The organism is Pseudomonas fluorescens, assembly GCF_019212185.1.
GTDB lineage: Bacteria > Pseudomonadota > Gammaproteobacteria > Pseudomonadales > Pseudomonadaceae > Aquipseudomonas.
This window is the reverse complement of the sequence record NZ_CP078138.1, coordinates 1,144,068-1,159,860: the sequence shown is the minus strand read 5'-3', so window position 1 is coordinate 1,159,860 and position 15,793 is coordinate 1,144,068. Positions and strand designations below refer to the sequence as shown.

Below are 15,793 nucleotides of genomic sequence, written 5' to 3'. Positions count from 1 at the left end.
ATTTGCTGGGCCGGGATCCCGGCGCCAGCAAAGGCAAACTAGCGCAACGCCTTCTCGATAGCTTGCACCACCGTAGGATCATCCGGAGCAGTGCGCGGTGAGAAACGCGCCAGAACGCGGCCGTCTTTACCCAGCAGGAATTTTTCGAAGTTCCAGGTGATGTCCCCGGGAAATTCCGCTCCTTCGCCGGCCAACAGCCGATACAGTTGGTGACGCTCGTGACCGTTGACCTCCAGCTTGCTCGACAACGGGAAGCTCACGCCATAGTTGAGGCTGCAAAAATCCTTGATCTCGCTCTCAGTGCCCGGCTCCTGCCCGGCAAACTGGTTGCACGGCAAACCGAGGACGCTGAAACCCTGCCCCTTATATTGCTGATAGAGGTTTTCCAGAGCAGCATATTGTGGGGTCAGACCACACTTGGACGCGACGTTGACCACCAGTACGACATGGCCTTTGAAAGGCGCCAGCGGCAATGCCGCACCGTCCAGAGTTTTCAATGTAAGGTCGTGAAAAGCACTCATGGCAAACTCCAGATATCCCGTGTTTTTCTCGAAAAGCCCTTAGCACGCTATGCTCCGGCGTCCGTTGAACGTCGCCGACTAAAAAGGCGCCCCTCGGGCGCCTCTCCAGATATCTGAGCTTAGCGCAGATATCAGTGGTGGTGACCACCTTCGCCATGAACGTGGCCGTGAGCCACTTCTTCCTGGCTGGCGTCACGGATAGCCACGATCTTGACTTCGAACGTCAGGCGCTGGCCAGCCAATGGGTGGTTGCCGTCAACGGTGACGTCGTCGCCGTCCAGGTCACGGATAGTGACGATTTGCATCTGGCCGTCCGGCGCGGAAGCGTGGAACTGCATGCCCACTTCCAGTTCGTCGACGCCTTCGAACATGCTGCGGCTCAGGGTGCTGACCAGTTCAGCAGCGTACTCGCCGTAAGCGTCTTCAGGCTCAACGGACACTTTCAGCTCGTCGCCGACTGCTTTACCTTCCAGGGCTTTTTCCAGGCCTGGAATGATGTTGCCTGCGCCTTGCAGGTAGACCAGCGGTGCGCCGCCGGCGGAGCTGTCGATGACCTCACCAGCGTCGTTGGTCAGGGTATAGTCGATGGAGACAGCCTTATTGGCGGCGATCAGCATGGGGCGAGACCTTTTGCAGAAGAATAAAGAATGGACAAGTTTAGCGAAGCAATCGCCCGAAAGCGAACGGAACCCGGACCAACGGCCCGCGTCGACCCTATCGATGATCACCGGTTTCCATCAGGACGAAGAAGGCCACTGGGTGGCCGAGCTATCCTGCGGCCACACCCAGCACCTTCGGCACCAGCCACCCTGGCAATCCCGGGCCTGGGTCGAAGACCCGCTGCAACGCCAGGAAAAAATTGGCCAGCCCTTCGCGTGCGGTTGGTGCGCTCAAGGCGCGGTTAGCGCTAACCTTGTCGTCTGAATTTCGGTCGTCGGCCAGGCTTGGGCCGACACCTTGCCATGCACCCGCAGAGAATTCGCATGCAAACTTTTTTTATTGCACCCACCGACTTTGGTGTGGGCCTGACCTCCATCAGCCTCGGACTGGTGCGCACCCTCGAACGGGCGGGCCTCAAAGTCGGCTTCTTCAAACCGATTGCCCAGCCGCACCCCGGCGACACTGGCCCGGAACGCTCCACCGAACTGGTGGCTCGTACCCACGGTTTGAAACCACCGCAACCCCTGGGCCTGGCGCACGTCGAGCGGATGCTCGGCGACGGCCAGCTCGATGAGTTGCTGGAAGAAATCGTCACCCTGTACCAGCAAGCCGCGATCGGCAAAGACGTGCTGATCGTCGAAGGCATGGTGCCCACCCGCAGCGCCAGTTACGCCGCGCGGGTCAACCTGCACCTGGCGAAAAGCCTGGATGCCGAGGTGATCCTGGTCTCGGCCCCGGAAAACGAAGTGCTCACCGAGCTGTCCGGCAGGGTTGAATTGCAGGCGCAACTGTTCGGCGGGCCGAAAGACCCGAAAGTCCTCGGCGTGATCCTCAACAAGGTGAAGACCGATGAAAGCATGGAAGCCTTCGCCGCACGCCTGAAAGAACACTCGCCCCTGCTGCGCAGTGGTGATTTCCGCCTGCTCGGGTGCATTCCGTTCCAGCCGGAACTGAATGCCCCGCGCACCCGCGACGTGGCCGACCTGATGGGCGCGCAAGTGCTAAATGCCGGCGACTACGAAACACGGCGCATGACCAAGATCATCATTTGCGCTCGAACCATGCGCAACACCGTGGAGCTGCTCAAGCCCGGCGTGCTGGTGGTGACCCCGGGCGATCGCGACGACATTATCCTGGCTGTCAGCTTGGCTGCACTCAACGGGGTACCCCTGGCCGGCCTGTTGCTGACCAGCGACACCCTGCCCGATCCGCGCATCATGGAGCTGTGCCGTGGAGCCCTGCAGGCCGGTTTGCCGGTGTTGTCGGTGAGCACGGGTTCCTACGACACCGCCAACCAGTTGAACGGCCTGAACAAGGAAATCCCGATCGACGACCGCGAGCGGGCGGAAATCATCACCGATTTCGTCGCCAGTCACCTCGACGCCAACTGGCTGCACCAGCGCTGCGGCACGCCGCGGGAGATGCGTCTGTCGCCAGCGGTGTTCCGCTACCAGTTGATCCAGCGCGCCCAGGCGGCGAACAAACGAATCGTCCTGCCTGAAGGCAGCGAACCACTGACCGTGCAAGCGGCGGCGATCTGTCAGGCCCGAGGCATTGCCCGCTGCGTGTTGCTGGCCAAGCCGGCCGACGTTGAAGCGGTGGCCCGCGCCCAGGGCATCGAATTGCCACCTGGGCTGGAAATCCTCGACCCGGACCTGATCCGCGAGCGCTATGTCGAGCCGATGGTGGCCCTGCGCAAGACCAAGAGCCTCAACGCCCCGATGGCCGAACAGCAGCTTGAAGATCCGGTAGTGATCGGCACCATGATGCTGGCGCTGGATGAGGTCGACGGCCTGGTCTCGGGGGTCATCCACTCCACCGCCAATACCATTCGCCCGGCGCTGCAACTGATCAAGACCGCGCCCGGCTGTACCCTGGTGTCGTCGGTGTTCTTCATGCTGTTTCCGGAAGAAGTGCTGGTCTACGGCGACTGCATCATGAACCCGCACCCGAGCGCCAGCGAACTGGCGGAAATTGCCCTGCAAAGCGCCGACTCTGCAGCCGCGTTCGGCATCAGCCCACGGGTGGCGATGCTCAGCTATTCCAGCGGCGATTCCGCCAGTGGCGAGGAAGTCGAGAAGGTCCGCGAAGCGACCCTGCTGGCCCATGAGGCGCAACGTACCCTGCTGATCGATGGCCCGCTGCAGTACGACGCCGCCGCCAATGCCGACGTGGCCCGGCAACTGGCGCCCAACAGCCAGGTGGCCGGTCGCGCCACAGTGTTCATCTTCCCGGACCTGAACACCGGCAACACCACCCACAAGGCCGTGCAGCGCAGCGCCGATTGCGTCAGCCTTGGCCCGATGCTGCAAGGCCTGCGCAAACCGGTGAATGACTTGCCGCGCGGCGCCCAGGTCGACGACATCGTCTACACCATCGCCCTGACCGCGATTCAAGCCGCCAACCGACCTGTGGATGTCTAAATGCTGGATTTTCTCCCTGCTCCTGTCCGCGGCGTGATTGCGGCGCTGTTACTGGCACTCAACACTATCCTGCTGTGCTCGTTCCTGTTCTGCGTGGCGCTGGTCAAGGCCTTGCCGTTCGCATTCACCCAGCGCATTGCCGGCTGGCTGATGAGTCACACCCACGAAGCCTGGATCAGCCTCAACAAGGGCTGGATGAATCTGGTCCGGCGCACCCGCTGGCACGTCAGCGGCCTGCAAGGCCTGGACTACCAGCACTCCTACCTGATCACCAGCAACCACCAGAGCTGGGTCGACATTCTGGTGCTGCAATACGTACTCAACCGGCGCATTCAGCCGCTGAAGTTCTTCCTCAAGCAGGAATTGATCTGGGTCCCGGTGATCGGCCTGGCCTGGTGGGCCTTGGGCTTTCCGTTCATGAAGCGCTACTCCAAGGCCTACCTGGAGAAGCACCCGGAAAAGAAAGGCAAGGACCTGGAAACCACCCGCAAGACCTGTGCGAAGTTTCGCAACAGTCCCGTGGGTATTTTCAACTTCGTCGAAGGCACACGCTTCACCGAGGGCAAGCACAGGCAACAACAATCGCCATTCAAATACCTGCTCAAACCCAAGGCCGGCGGCATTGCCTTCGTTCTCGATGCCATGGGCGAGCAACTGGAATCCATCGTCAACGTGACCATCCACTACCCGGCCGGCCGCCCCGGCTTCTGGGACCTGCTGTGCGGCAATGTTGAAGACGTGGTGGTGCACCTCGAAGAACTGGAGATCCCTCCGCAGTTCATCGGCAAGAACTACGACCAGGACGGCGACTACCGCCTGCAGTTCCAGGGCTGGATTAACCAGTTGTGGCAGGACAAGGATGCTCTGCTCGCGCAGATGCATCGAGAATATCCGGCAAAGTCCTGAGGCGCCGGTACCGGCCCAATCGCGGGCAAGCCAAGAGACACAAAAAAACCCGCCGATGATCACTCATCGGCGGGTTTTTCTTTAACCGCTAAGGCTTAGATCGCCCCACGCTGGCGCAGCAGATCCAGCACTTGCTTGACGCCCTCTTCCAGTGACACGGACTGGGTGTCGATCACCAGATCGGCATCCAGCGGCACGTCGTACGGGAAGGATTCGCCCGGGATGTTATCCCCGGCTGCCGCGTACAGGCCTTGCGGGTCACGTTGCGCGCAGACCGCTGGCGAGGCCTGGACGTAGACCGTCAACAGACGCTCCTTGCCGATCAAGTCACGGGCTTGCTCGCGACCTTCTGCGCTTGGCGCAACGAACGCGGCCAGGGTCAGCAGGCCCGCTTCGTTGAACTGACGCGCCACGTGGGCAGCACGACGCCAGTTCTCGGTACGTCCGGCGCGATCCTGTGGCAGACCTTTGTTGAGGTCGTGACGCAGGTTTTGGCCATCCAGCACGAACACCGCACGACCGAGGTCGAACAGCTTGCGCTCGACCGCATAGGCCAGGGTGCTTTTGCCAGCGCCGGACAAGCCGCTGAACAGCACGGTGGCCGGTTGCTGGCCGAAGCGCTGGGCACGTTCTTCGGTGGCCACGTGGGCCAACTTGCCGTGGTGCGTGGCGTTGCCGTGGGCCAGTGGCTGGGCGACGATCATGCCGGCGCCGACGGTGCCGTTGGTCAGGCGGTCAATGATGATGAAGGCGCCAGTGGTGCGGTTGCTGTCGTAACCGTCGAGGGCAATCGGCGCGTCGAGCGCGATCTTGACCTTGCCGATTTCGTTCAATTGCAAGGCACTGGCCGGACCTTCTTCCAGGGTATTGACGTCGACCTTGTTGACGATGCTGGCAATCGAACCCGGCACGTAGCTGGTGGCGCGCTTGATGTCGTATTTCTTGCCCGGGAGCATCGGCTCCTCAGCCATCCATACCAGCATGGCTTCGAAACTGTCGGTCACCGGCGGCACGTTGTCGGCGTGGACCAGCAGGTCGCCACGGGAAATGTCGATCTCGTCTTCCATGGTCAGCGTCACTGCCTGACCAGGGCCGGCGTGTTCCAGCTCACCCTCGAAGGTGACGATGGATTTCACGCGGCTGCTCTTGCCTGATGGCAGAACGACGACTTCGTCGCCTTTCTTGACGATGCCGCTGGCCAGGGTGCCGGCGAAGCCACGGAAGTTCAGGTTCGGACGGTTGACGTACTGCACCGGGAAACGCAGGTCGGTGAAGTTGCGGTCGCCCGCCACTTCCACGGTCTCAAGGATTTCCATCAGCGACTGACCGGTGTACCACGGCGAGCGCTCGGACTTGTTCACCACGTTGTCGCCCTTGAGGGCAGACATCGGCACGAAGTGCATGCTGGTCGGTTGCGATTTCAGGCCTTCAGCGAACTGCAGGTAGTCGGCCTTGATCGACTCGAACACGCCCTGGTCGAAGCCCTTGAGGTCCATCTTGTTGATGGCGACAACGATGTGCTTGATGCCCAGCAACGAGGCGATGAAGCTGTGGCGACGGGTCTGGGTTTGCACGCCGTAACGAGCGTCGACCAGGATGATCGCCAGGTCACAGGTGGATGCACCGGTGGCCATGTTGCGGGTGTACTGCTCATGGCCGGGGGTGTCGGCGATGATGAATTTGCGCTTGGCGGTAGAGAAGTAGCGATACGCGACATCGATGGTGATGCCTTGTTCACGCTCGGCCTGCAGGCCGTCGACCAGCAATGCCAGGTCGATATCGTCGCCGGTGGTGCCGACTTTTTTCGAGTCGCGGGTAATGGCTTCCAGGTGATCTTCGTAGATCATCTTGGAGTCGTGCAGCAGGCGCCCGATCAGGGTGCTCTTGCCGTCATCGACGTTACCGCAGGTCAGAAAGCGCAGCAGCTCTTTACGTTCGTGCTGGCCCAGGTAGGCGAGGATGTCCTCGCTGATCAAATCAGATACGTGCGACATGACAACCCCTTAGAAATAACCCTGACGTTTCTTATCTTCCATCGAGCCGGCGCCATCGTGGTCGATGACACGGCCCTGGCGCTCGGAAGTTCGCGTCAGGAGCATTTCCTGAATGATGTCCGTCAGGCTTTCAGCCTCGGACTCCACCGCGCCCGTCAACGGGTAGCAACCAAGGGTACGGAAACGCACTTTCTTTTTGACGATGCGGGCTTTGTCTTCGTCGCTCAGGTGTTCGAGGATGCGCTCGTCGTCGATCATGATCAGGGTGCCGTTCTTCTCGATAACTTCACGCTCGGCGGCGAAGTACAGCGGGACGATCGGAATGCCTTCCAGGTAGATGTACTGCCAGATGTCCAGTTCGGTCCAGTTCGACAGCGGGAATACGCGGATCGACTCGCCCTTGTTGACCTTGCCGTTGTAAACGTTCCACAGCTCAGGGCGCTGGTTCTTCGGATCCCAGCGGTGCTTGCTGTCGCGGAACGAGTACACGCGCTCTTTGGCTCGGGACTTTTCTTCGTCGCGGCGGGCACCACCGAAGGCTGCATCGAAACCATGCTTGTCCAACGCCTGCTTGAGGCCCTCGGTCTTCATGATGTCGGTGTGCTTGGCACTGCCGTGGGTGAAGGGGTTGATGCCCTGCGCCACGCCGTCCGGGTTGACGTGGGTGATCAGGTCCAGGCCCAGCTCTTCGACCATTTTGTCGCGGAAGCGGTACATCTCCTGGAATTTCCACTGGGTGTCGACGTGCATCACCGGAAACGGCAGCTTGCCCGGGAAGAATGCCTTGCGCGCGAGATGCAGCATCACGGCGGAGTCTTTACCGATGGAGTACAGCATCACCGGGTTATCGAACTCGGCGGCCACCTCACGGATGATGTGGATGCTTTCCGCCTCCAGCTGTTTCAGATGCGTCAGTTTGTCGACCATGGCTACTCACGAAAACTTTCTTATGAACGGCCAGCGGGCCGTGTTCGAGCGGGAAATCCTAGCACAGCGTCCTCTTCTAATCAGGACGCCAACTAGATCGAAAGGGTATATCAATATACCTGCCTGTTTGGCCGTCAGATCGGATTCGGGCAATCGATGAAGATGTGCTCCAGGGCAAACCGGCGCGCCAGATACTCGCCCAACGCCTGCACGCCATACCGCTCGGTGGCGTGATGACCAGCGGCAATGAAGCTGATGCCATTTTCCCGGGCGCTATGGAAGGTCTGCTCGGAAGCCTCGCCGCTCAGGTACAGATCGACACCCGCTTGCACCGCCTGATCGATATAGCCCTGGCCGCCACCGGTGCACCAGCCAATGCGACGAATCATCGCCTCACCTTCGATCAGCAACGGCTCACGGCCCATCACTTCCTGCACATGCCGAGCGAAGTCGCGCGCGGTCATCGGCTCAGCCAACGAACCCACAAGGCCGACCACTTTGGCATTATCCGGGTCCAGCGGGCCTTCGACGGTGATGTCCAGTTGCCTGGCCAGTTGCACGTTGTTGCCGACGTCCGCATGCAGATCCAGCGGCAGGTGATACGCCAGCAAGCTGATATCGTGCTTGAGCAGGGTCTTCAGCCGACGTTGTTTCATGCCGGTGATGCAGGGGTTTTCGCCCTTCCAGAAATAACCGTGGTGGACCAGGATCAGGTCGGCATTGGCCTCCACCGCAGCATCGAGCAAGGCCTGACTGGCGGTGACCCCGCTGACGATCCGCATGACCTGCGGCCGGCCCTCGACCTGCAGGCCATTGGGGCAATAATCGGCAATTCGCGAACTGCCCAGATAACGATCTGCTTCTTCTACCAGGGTGCTCAGGGCAACGGCCATCAAAGACTCCTAAATATCCCGTTCAGAGGCGCGCGCGGCCTCGTATAATGCGCGACATTATGGGCCGTCTCGGGCCCCTCGTAACCTCCCAGGATTTGTTCAATGCTCAAGGGTCTGCGTTTTTTTGGCTGGCCGCTGTTGGCCGGCGTGCTGATTGCGTTGCTGATTATCCAGCGTTATCCGCAATGGGTCGGGCTGCCAAGCCTGGACGTCAACCTCCAGCAGGCCCCGCAGACCACGCTGACGCAACAGGGTCCGGTGTCCTACGCCGACGCGGTAGTAATCGCCGCACCGGCGGTGGTCAACCTCTACACCACCAAAGTGGTCAACAAAACCAGCCACCCGCTGTTTGAAGACCCGCAGTTCCGGCGTTTCTTCGGCGACAACGCGCCCAAGCAGAAGCGCATGGAATCGAGCCTCGGTTCCGGCGTGATCATGAGCCCGGAAGGTTACCTGCTGACCAACAACCATGTGACCTCTGGTGCCGACCAGATCGTGGTCGCCCTCAAGGACGGCCGTGAGACTCTCGCCCGGGTCATCGGCAGCGACCCGGAAACCGACCTGGCAGTGTTGAAAATCGACCTGAAGAACCTGCCAGCAATCACCGTCGGCCGCTCGGAAAGCATCCGCGTCGGCGACGTCGCACTGGCCATCGGCAACCCGTTTGGCGTCGGCCAGACCGTGACCATGGGCATCATCAGCGCCACCGGGCGCAATCAACTGGGCCTTAACAACTACGAAGACTTCATCCAGACCGACGCGGCGATCAACCCCGGCAACTCCGGTGGTGCGCTGGTGGACGCCAATGGCAACCTGACCGGAATCAACACGGCGATCTTCTCCAAATCCGGCGGATCCCAGGGCATCGGCTTCGCCATTCCGATCAAGCTCGCCATGGAAGTGATGAAGTCGATCATCGAGCACGGCCAGGTGATTCGTGGCTGGCTGGGGATTGAGGTACAGCCGCTGAGCCAGGAACTGGCGGAGTCGTTCGGCCTGTCTGGTCGTCCGGGGATTGTGGTGGCGGGAATTTTCCGCGACGGTCCGGCGCAAAAAGCCGGCCTGCAATTGGGTGATGTGATTCTGAGCATCGATGGCGAACCGGCCGGCGATGGCCGCCGTTCGATGAACCAGGTGGCGCGGATCAAGCCTACCGACAAGGTCAACATCGTGGTTATTCGCAACGGCAAGGAGCTGAAGCTGACCGCGGAAATCGGCCTGCGCCCACCGCCGGCACCGATGGCCAAGGAAGAAGAGAACTAAGATCTCAGCCCTGTAAAAACCTGTGGGAGCGGGCTTGCCCGCTCCCACATTAGGGTTCCCACAGCAGGGTTATCAGCGATTCAGAGGTCGCCCAAGCCATCGATCAGCGCCTGGTTCTGCTCCGGCGTACCGATGGAGATACGCAGGAACTGGGCAATCCGCTCCTGCTTGAAGTGCCGCACGATCACTCCCTGCTCGCGCAACTTGGCTGCCAGACCGGCTGCGTCATGCTGCGGGTGGCGGGCGAAGATGAAGTTGGCCGCCGACGGCAGCACTTCGAAGCCTTTCTTCTGCAACTGGGCGATGACCTGTTCGCGACTGTCGATCACTCGCTGGCAGGTGCTCTCGAAGTACTCGCGGTCCTCAAAAGCCGCCGCCGCGCCGACGATGGCCAAGCGATCCAGCGGGTAGGAGTTGAAGCTGTTCTTGATCCGCTCCAGCGCTTCAATCAAGTCCGGATGCCCCACCGCCAGGCCAACCCGCAAGCCGGCCAGCGAGCGCGACTTGGACAGGGTCTGGGTTACCAGCAGGTTCGGATAACGGTCCACCAGGCCGATCGCCGTCTGACCACCGAAGTCGATATAGGCTTCGTCCACCACGACGACTGAGTCCGGGCTGGCCTTAAGGATCTGCTCCACCGCCTCGAGGGCCAATAGGCAGCCGGTCGGCGCGTTCGGGTTGGGGAAGATGATCCCGCCGTTTGGCTTGGTGTAGTCCGACGGATCGATCTGGAACTGCTCATTCAACGGTACGGCGTCAAACGTGATGCCATACAAGCCGCAGTACACCGGGTAGAAGCTGTAGCTGATATCCGGGAACAGCAGCGGCTTATCGTGCTGCAGCAAGCCGTGAAAGATGTGTGCCAGGACTTCGTCGGAACCGTTACCGAGGAACACCTGATTACCCTGCACGCCGTAGTACTTGGCCACCGCTTGTTTGAGCAAGTCGCTGTTCGGGTCCGGGTACAGACGCAGATTGTCATTCAGCTCGGCCTGCATCGCAGCCAAGGCTTTCGGCGACGGGCCGTAGGGATTTTCGTTGGTGTTGAGCTTGACCAGTTTGGTCAGCTTCGGCTGCTCGCCCGGCACGTACGGCACCAGGTCCTTGACGAACGAACTCCAGAACTTACTCATGTTCAATTCCCTTCCTTATCGGCCACGATGCGGTATTCGGCGCTGCGCGCGTGCGCGGTCAGCGACTCGCCACGGGCCAGCACCGAGGCGGTCTTGCCCAGTTCGCTGGCACCGGCTTCGGAGCAAAAGATGATCGATGAACGCTTCTGGAAGTCGTAGACCCCCAGCGGCGAGGAGAAGCGCGCGGTGCCGGAAGTCGGCAGCACATGGTTGGGGCCGGCGCAGTAGTCGCCCAGGGCCTCGGAGGTATGACGGCCCATGAAGATCGCACCAGCGTGGCGAATCTGCGGCAACCAGGCTTGCGGGTCGGCCACTGACAACTCAAGGTGTTCCGGCGCAATGCGGTTCGCCACCTCGATGGCCTGCTGCATGTCACGCACCTGGATCAAGGCGCCACGGCCATTGATCGAGGTCTCGATAATCCCGGCGCGCTCCATGGTTGGCAGTAACTTGGCGATGCTCGCCGCCACCTGATCGAGGAATTCGGCATCTGGGCTGACCAGGATGGCCTGGGCGTCTTCGTCGTGCTCGGCCTGGGAGAACAGGTCCATGGCGATCCAGTCCGGATCGGTCTGGCCATCGCAGACCACGAGGATTTCCGAAGGACCGGCAATCATGTCGATGCCGACTTGGCCAAACACGTGGCGCTTGGCAGTGGCCACATAGATGTTGCCGGGGCCGACGATCTTGTCGACCTTCGGCACGCTTTCGGTTCCATACGCAAGCGCCGCAACCGCCTGCGCACCACCAACGGTGAACACCCGATCAACCCCGGCAATGCAGGCAGCAGCCAGCACCAACTCGTTGATTTCACCGCGCGGCGTGGGCACCACCATGACCACTTCGCTGACTCCGGCCACCTTGGCCGGAATCGCGTTCATCAGTACCGAAGACGGGTACGAGGCCTTGCCACCGGGTACGTACAGGCCGGCGCGATCCAGCGGAGTGACCTTCTGGCCCAGCACGGTGCCGTCCGCTTCGGTGTAGGTCCAGGAATCCTGTTTCTGCTTTTCGTGGTAACTGCGCACACGGGCCGCGGCTTTTTCCAGGGCTTCGCGCTGGGCCACGGTGATGCGAGTCAAGGCCAGTTCCAGGCGCTCGCGCGGCAGGATCAGGTCGGCCATCGAGGCAACCTGCAAGCCGTCGAATTTCTCGGTGAATTCCACCAGCGCCGCATCGCCACGCTCACGCACGGCCTTGATGATATCCAGCACGCGCTGATTGACCGAGTCGTCAGACACACTTTCCCAGCTCAGCAGATGATCCAGATGATGCGCGAAATCCGGGTCAGCAGCGTTGAGTCGGCGAATTGCAGTCGGTGCGGTCATAGCGAGAGCCTCATAGGATTGGCGAAAACTCAGGCGCCCGAAGGTGCGCTGACGTTTAATAACGATCGCGTTGGTGCGGTGGTCGTGCCAGGCAAGGCGCAGGACGTAGGTCAGGGTTGTTTCCTTACCAAGTCCTGCAACGCAGCATGGCGCGGCCACAGGGCCAACCCGCAGGGCCTTGCCCCAAAAGGCAGGCCGCTGCGCGATTCTTACTTCTGAGAGAAGTTTTTTCTACTGCTACAAGTTGCCTTTTGGAGTAAGGCGCGACCGTTATTAAACGTCAGCGCACCTTCCCCGTCAGTCGTTCCGCTTGGGCACCTGAGAATACTGGCTATGAGGCGGATAGACGGGCGCGACTTAACGTCGCGCAGGTGAATCAACCGCGGTGTCGCGACTCCACTGCTTTGCGCAGGGTGTCGATCAGTGCCTGGATACGGGCGTGTTGCATTTTCATCGAAGCCTTGTTGACGATCAGTCGGGAACTGATGGCGGCGATGAATTCCTGTGGCTCCAGGCCGTTGGCCCGCAGCGTGTTACCGGTGTCGACCACGTCGATGATCTTGTCGGCCAGGCCGATCAGCGGCGCCAGTTCCATCGAGCCGTACAGCTTGATGATGTCGACCTGACGACCCTGTTCGGCGTAATAACGCTTGGCCACGTTGACGAACTTGGTGGCGATACGCAGACGACCCTTGGGCTCGACCGCGCCGACCTTGCCAGCGGTCATCAGCTTGCACTGGGCAATCTGCAGGTCCAGCGGCTCGTAAAGGCCCTGGCCGCCGTATTCCATCAGCACATCTTTACCGGCGACGCCCAGGTCCGCGGCACCATGCTCGACGTAGGTCGGCACATCGGTGGCGCGTACGATCAGCAAGCGCACATCGGCCTGGGTCGTGGGGATGATCAGCTTGCGGCTCTTGTCCGGATTCTCGGTCGGCACGATGCCCGCTTCAGCCAGAAGCGGCAGGGTGTCGTCAAGGATGCGGCCCTTGGACAGTGCGATGGTCAACATGGGAAACGTCAGTCCTTAATTCAGGCTACTGATGCCCGGTCGCAAACGACGCCGGACACACATCGAGCCTGAAACAGGCTCGACTGGAACAAATCTGTGGGCGCGTCCCTGCGCCCTGAAGCAACGATTAACCCGGTACGCGGCGGATCTTGGCGCCGAGCATCTGCAGCTTCTCTTCGATGCACTCGTAACCACGGTCTATGTGGTAGATGCGATCGATCAGGGTGTCGCCTTCGGCAACCAGCGCCGAGATCACCAGGCTGGCGGAAGCGCGCAGGTCGGTGGCCATGACAGGCGCGCCCTTGAGCTTGTCGATACCAGTGACGATCGCGGTGTTGCCTTCGACCTGGATATGCGCGCCCATGCGGTGCAGCTCGTAGACGTGCATGAAACGGTTTTCGAAGATCGTCTCGATCACCGCGCCAGTGCCTTCGGCGATGGCGTTGAGGGAGATGAACTGCGCTTGCATGTCGGTCGGGAACGCCGGGTACGGAGCAGTACGCACGTTGACCGCCTTGGGCCGCTTGCCGTGCATGTTGAGCTCGATCCAGTCTTCGCCCGTGGTGATTTCAGCACCGGCTTCGCGCAGTTTTTCGAGAACGGCCTCGAGGATGGTCGGATCGGTGTCCTTGACCTTCACCCGGCCACCGGTCACGGCAGCAGCGACCAGGTAGGTGCCGGTTTCGATACGGTCCGGCATTACCTTGTAGGTCGCCGAGTGCAGACGCTTCACACCGTCGATGGTGATGGTGTCGGTACCCGCGCCCTGGACGTTGGCGCCCATGGCGTTGAGGAAGTTCGCCAGGTCGACGACTTCAGGCTCACGAGCGGCGTTCTGCAGCACACTGCGGCCATTGGCCAGGGCGGCGGCCATCATGATGTTCTCGGTACCGGTCACGGAGACGGTATCGAAGAAGAAGTTGGCCCCACGCAGGCCGCCTTCAGGCGCCTTGGCCTTGATGTAGCCGCCTTCCACGTCGATGCTCGCGCCCATGGCTTCAAGGCCACGGATGTGCAGGTCGACCGGACGTGAACCAATGGCGCAACCGCCAGGCAAGGCGACTTCAGCTTCACCGAAGCGTGCAACCATCGGTCCCAGTACCAGGATCGAGGCACGCATGGTTTTCACCAGCTCGTACGGCGCGACCAGGGTCTTGATGGTACGCGGGTCGATTTCGACGCTGAGTTTCTCGTCGATCACCGGCTCGATGCCCATGCGACCGAACAGCTCGATCATCGTGGTGATGTCGTGCAGGTGCGGCAGGTTGGCGACTGTCACTGGACCATCGCAGAGCAGCGTTGCCGCGAGGATCGGCAGGGCAGAGTTCTTCGCCCCGGAGATGCGGATTTCGCCATCAAGACGAGCACCGCCGGTAATAATCAATTTATCCATAAGAATCTCGACGCCCTTGGGCTCAGGTGCGCTCGGCCCAGGCCGCGCGGCTGAAAAATTTCATAGTGACCGCGTGGATGCTGCCATCGGCGATCCATGGGTTCAAATGGGCATAGACGCTCTGCTGACGCTTGACCGGGCTTAACGCCGCCAGTTCATCACTAATCACGTTCAGCTGGAAGTTGCAGCCTTCGCCTTCAACTTCAATCTGCACTTGTGAAAGAGTCTCGGACAGCTTTCCTTCAAGAAAGCTCTTCACTTCTACGGCCTGCATGCTCAACCTCAATCGGCGCCCTGTGCGCACGGGTCGGACATCATACAAAAAAGCCCCGCGCCTGCGAACCCCGCGAAGCAGGACTCTGACGGGGGGCTTATCTATAGATGAGGGTTAAGGGTGCGTCAAAAGCTCGGTCAAACCACTGACCTCAGCAATTTCACGCATATCATCGGGCAGCGCGCGGATGCTCACCGCCTTGCCGGCCGCCGCCGCATCGCGAATGAACGACAACAGCAACGACAAGCCGACGCTGCTGGACTTGACCACGCCCGAGCAATCGAGCACGACGGCAGTCGCGCCACTCGACTTGATCAGAGCCTGGCCCTGCTTGCGCAGACCTGGCCCGGAGCGGTAATCGAGTACACCACTGAGCATCAGCTCGCCGGCCTGACCCAAACGCACTGCCGACTCACTCATTGGCTTTGCTTCTCGGTTGCGTCCTTAGCCTTGGCGACCTCACCCGCCCAACCATTGATAGTCTTGTCCAGGTCGTTGCCGTTGCGTTGCATGGCGTCAGCGAACTGGTCGCGGAACAGCTTGCCAATGTTGATACCGTTGATGATCACGTTACGCAGCTTCCACTCGCCACCGATCTTCTCGAGGGTATAGGACACCGGGTAGATCGCGCCGCTGCTGCCCTTGACCGTCATGCCAACGCTGGTACGGTCGCCCGACTCATCCTTGGCAGGGTCCACGGTGATGCCCTGGTTGTTGTATTCGAGCAAAGCATTGCCATAGAACTGGAACAGACCCTTCTTGAAATTCTCTTCAAAGGTTTTCATCTGCGCCGGCGTAGCTTTACGCGAGTACTTGACGGTCATGATGCTTTTGGAAATGCCTTCGGCGTCCACTACGGGTCCGACGATGGTATTCAGCGCATCGTAGAAACCTTGCGGATCCTTCTTGTACTGTTCCTTGTTGGCTGCCAAGTCCTGGAGCAGGCGTTTGGTCGTATCTTCGACCAGATCATGCGCTGAAGGCCCGGTCACGGCGTTAGCCACCAGCGGCAATGCCGCCAACAGGACCAGCAGGCCACGTCGTAAGGTAGAGATCATGGAGAAAC

At 60.7% G+C, this 15,793-nt stretch carries 16 protein-coding genes; 4 read left to right on the top strand and 12 right to left on the bottom strand.

From position 1 onward, the window contains the following. Positions 1-38: 38 nt before the first annotated feature. Both KW062_RS04950 and KW062_RS04945 read right to left on the bottom strand, forming a co-directional pair. Positions 39-521 (bottom strand): glutathione peroxidase, encoded by a 483-nt coding sequence (locus KW062_RS04950; protein ID WP_027618548.1) that lies wholly within the window; start codon positions 519-521, stop codon positions 39-41. Between the two features lie 131 nt (positions 522-652). Beyond that, positions 653-1,138 carry an FKBP-type peptidyl-prolyl cis-trans isomerase gene (locus KW062_RS04945; protein ID WP_027618547.1) on the bottom strand — a complete coding sequence of 162 codons (486 nt, stop codon included), beginning with the start codon at positions 1,136-1,138 and terminating at the stop codon, positions 653-655. Here KW062_RS04945 and KW062_RS04940 point away from each other — a divergent pair. Genes KW062_RS04940 through KW062_RS04930 form a run of 3 tightly spaced genes read left to right on the top strand, consistent with a single transcriptional unit; the run spans position 1,107 to position 4,510 of the window. Further along, positions 1,107-1,445: a DUF3565 domain-containing protein gene (locus tag KW062_RS04940; protein ID WP_027618546.1), complete on the top strand. Its 339-nt coding sequence runs from the start codon at positions 1,107-1,109 to the stop codon at positions 1,443-1,445. The genes KW062_RS04945 and KW062_RS04940 overlap by 32 nt on opposite strands. Before the next feature lie 59 nt (positions 1,446-1,504). After that, a complete protein-coding gene (gene pta, locus KW062_RS04935) occupies positions 1,505-3,604 on the top strand; it encodes a phosphate acetyltransferase (RefSeq protein WP_027618545.1) in 2,100 nt (699 codons plus the stop codon). Next, positions 3,605-4,510 carry an acyltransferase gene (locus KW062_RS04930; protein ID WP_105755076.1) on the top strand — a complete coding sequence of 302 codons (906 nt, stop codon included), beginning with the start codon at positions 3,605-3,607 and terminating at the stop codon, positions 4,508-4,510. It begins immediately after the preceding gene. Positions 4,511-4,605: 95 nt separating this feature from the next. Here KW062_RS04930 and cysN read toward each other — a convergent pair whose 3' ends face one another. The 3 genes from cysN to KW062_RS04915 form a co-directional block, all read right to left on the bottom strand. Then, the gene (gene cysN, locus KW062_RS04925; RefSeq protein WP_027618543.1) at positions 4,606-6,504 is read right to left on the bottom strand and encodes a sulfate adenylyltransferase subunit CysN; all 1,899 of its coding nucleotides are present in this window, start codon (positions 6,502-6,504) and stop codon (positions 4,606-4,608) included. 9 nt (positions 6,505-6,513) lie between these two features. Then, on the bottom strand, positions 6,514-7,431 hold the full coding sequence (cysD, locus tag KW062_RS04920) for a sulfate adenylyltransferase subunit CysD (RefSeq protein WP_027618542.1): 918 nt from the start codon (positions 7,429-7,431) through the stop codon (positions 6,514-6,516). Positions 7,432-7,565: 134 nt separating this feature from the next. After that, positions 7,566-8,324, bottom strand: coding sequence for a Nif3-like dinuclear metal center hexameric protein (locus KW062_RS04915; protein ID WP_027618541.1), 759 nt, complete (start codon positions 8,322-8,324; stop codon positions 7,566-7,568). 102 nt (positions 8,325-8,426) lie between these two features. Here KW062_RS04915 and algW point away from each other — a divergent pair, with 102 nt between their 5' ends. Then, a complete protein-coding gene (algW, locus tag KW062_RS04910; protein WP_027618540.1) occupies positions 8,427-9,587 on the top strand; it encodes a Do family serine endopeptidase AlgW in 1,161 nt (386 codons plus the stop codon). Positions 9,588-9,667: 80 nt separating this feature from the next. Here the strand turns inward: algW and hisC are convergent, their stop codons facing one another. The 7 genes from hisC to KW062_RS04875 form a co-directional block, all read right to left on the bottom strand. Continuing rightward, positions 9,668-10,720, bottom strand: a complete 1,053-nt coding sequence (gene hisC, locus KW062_RS04905) for a histidinol-phosphate transaminase (RefSeq protein ID WP_105755075.1) — start codon at positions 10,718-10,720, stop codon at positions 9,668-9,670. A gap of 2 nt (positions 10,721-10,722) precedes the next feature. Then, on the bottom strand, positions 10,723-12,048 hold the full coding sequence (hisD, locus tag KW062_RS04900; protein ID WP_027618538.1) for a histidinol dehydrogenase: 1,326 nt from the start codon (positions 12,046-12,048) through the stop codon (positions 10,723-10,725). Between the two features lie 376 nt (positions 12,049-12,424). Next, positions 12,425-13,060: an ATP phosphoribosyltransferase gene (gene hisG / locus KW062_RS04895; RefSeq protein WP_027618537.1), complete on the bottom strand. Its 636-nt coding sequence runs from the start codon at positions 13,058-13,060 to the stop codon at positions 12,425-12,427. Between the two features lie 127 nt (positions 13,061-13,187). Next, positions 13,188-14,453: a UDP-N-acetylglucosamine 1-carboxyvinyltransferase gene (murA, locus tag KW062_RS04890; protein WP_027618536.1), complete on the bottom strand. Its 1,266-nt coding sequence runs from the start codon at positions 14,451-14,453 to the stop codon at positions 13,188-13,190. A gap of 22 nt (positions 14,454-14,475) precedes the next feature. After that, on the bottom strand, positions 14,476-14,727 hold the full coding sequence (locus tag KW062_RS04885; RefSeq protein ID WP_027618535.1) for a BolA family protein: 252 nt from the start codon (positions 14,725-14,727) through the stop codon (positions 14,476-14,478). A gap of 114 nt (positions 14,728-14,841) precedes the next feature. Then, positions 14,842-15,147, bottom strand: a complete 306-nt coding sequence (locus KW062_RS04880) for an STAS domain-containing protein (RefSeq protein ID WP_027618534.1) — start codon at positions 15,145-15,147, stop codon at positions 14,842-14,844. Next, the gene (locus KW062_RS04875; protein ID WP_027618533.1) at positions 15,144-15,785 is read right to left on the bottom strand and encodes an MlaC/ttg2D family ABC transporter substrate-binding protein; all 642 of its coding nucleotides are present in this window, start codon (positions 15,783-15,785) and stop codon (positions 15,144-15,146) included. The genes KW062_RS04880 and KW062_RS04875 overlap by 4 nt, the downstream gene beginning before the upstream one ends. Between the last annotated feature and the right edge of the window lie 8 nt (positions 15,786-15,793).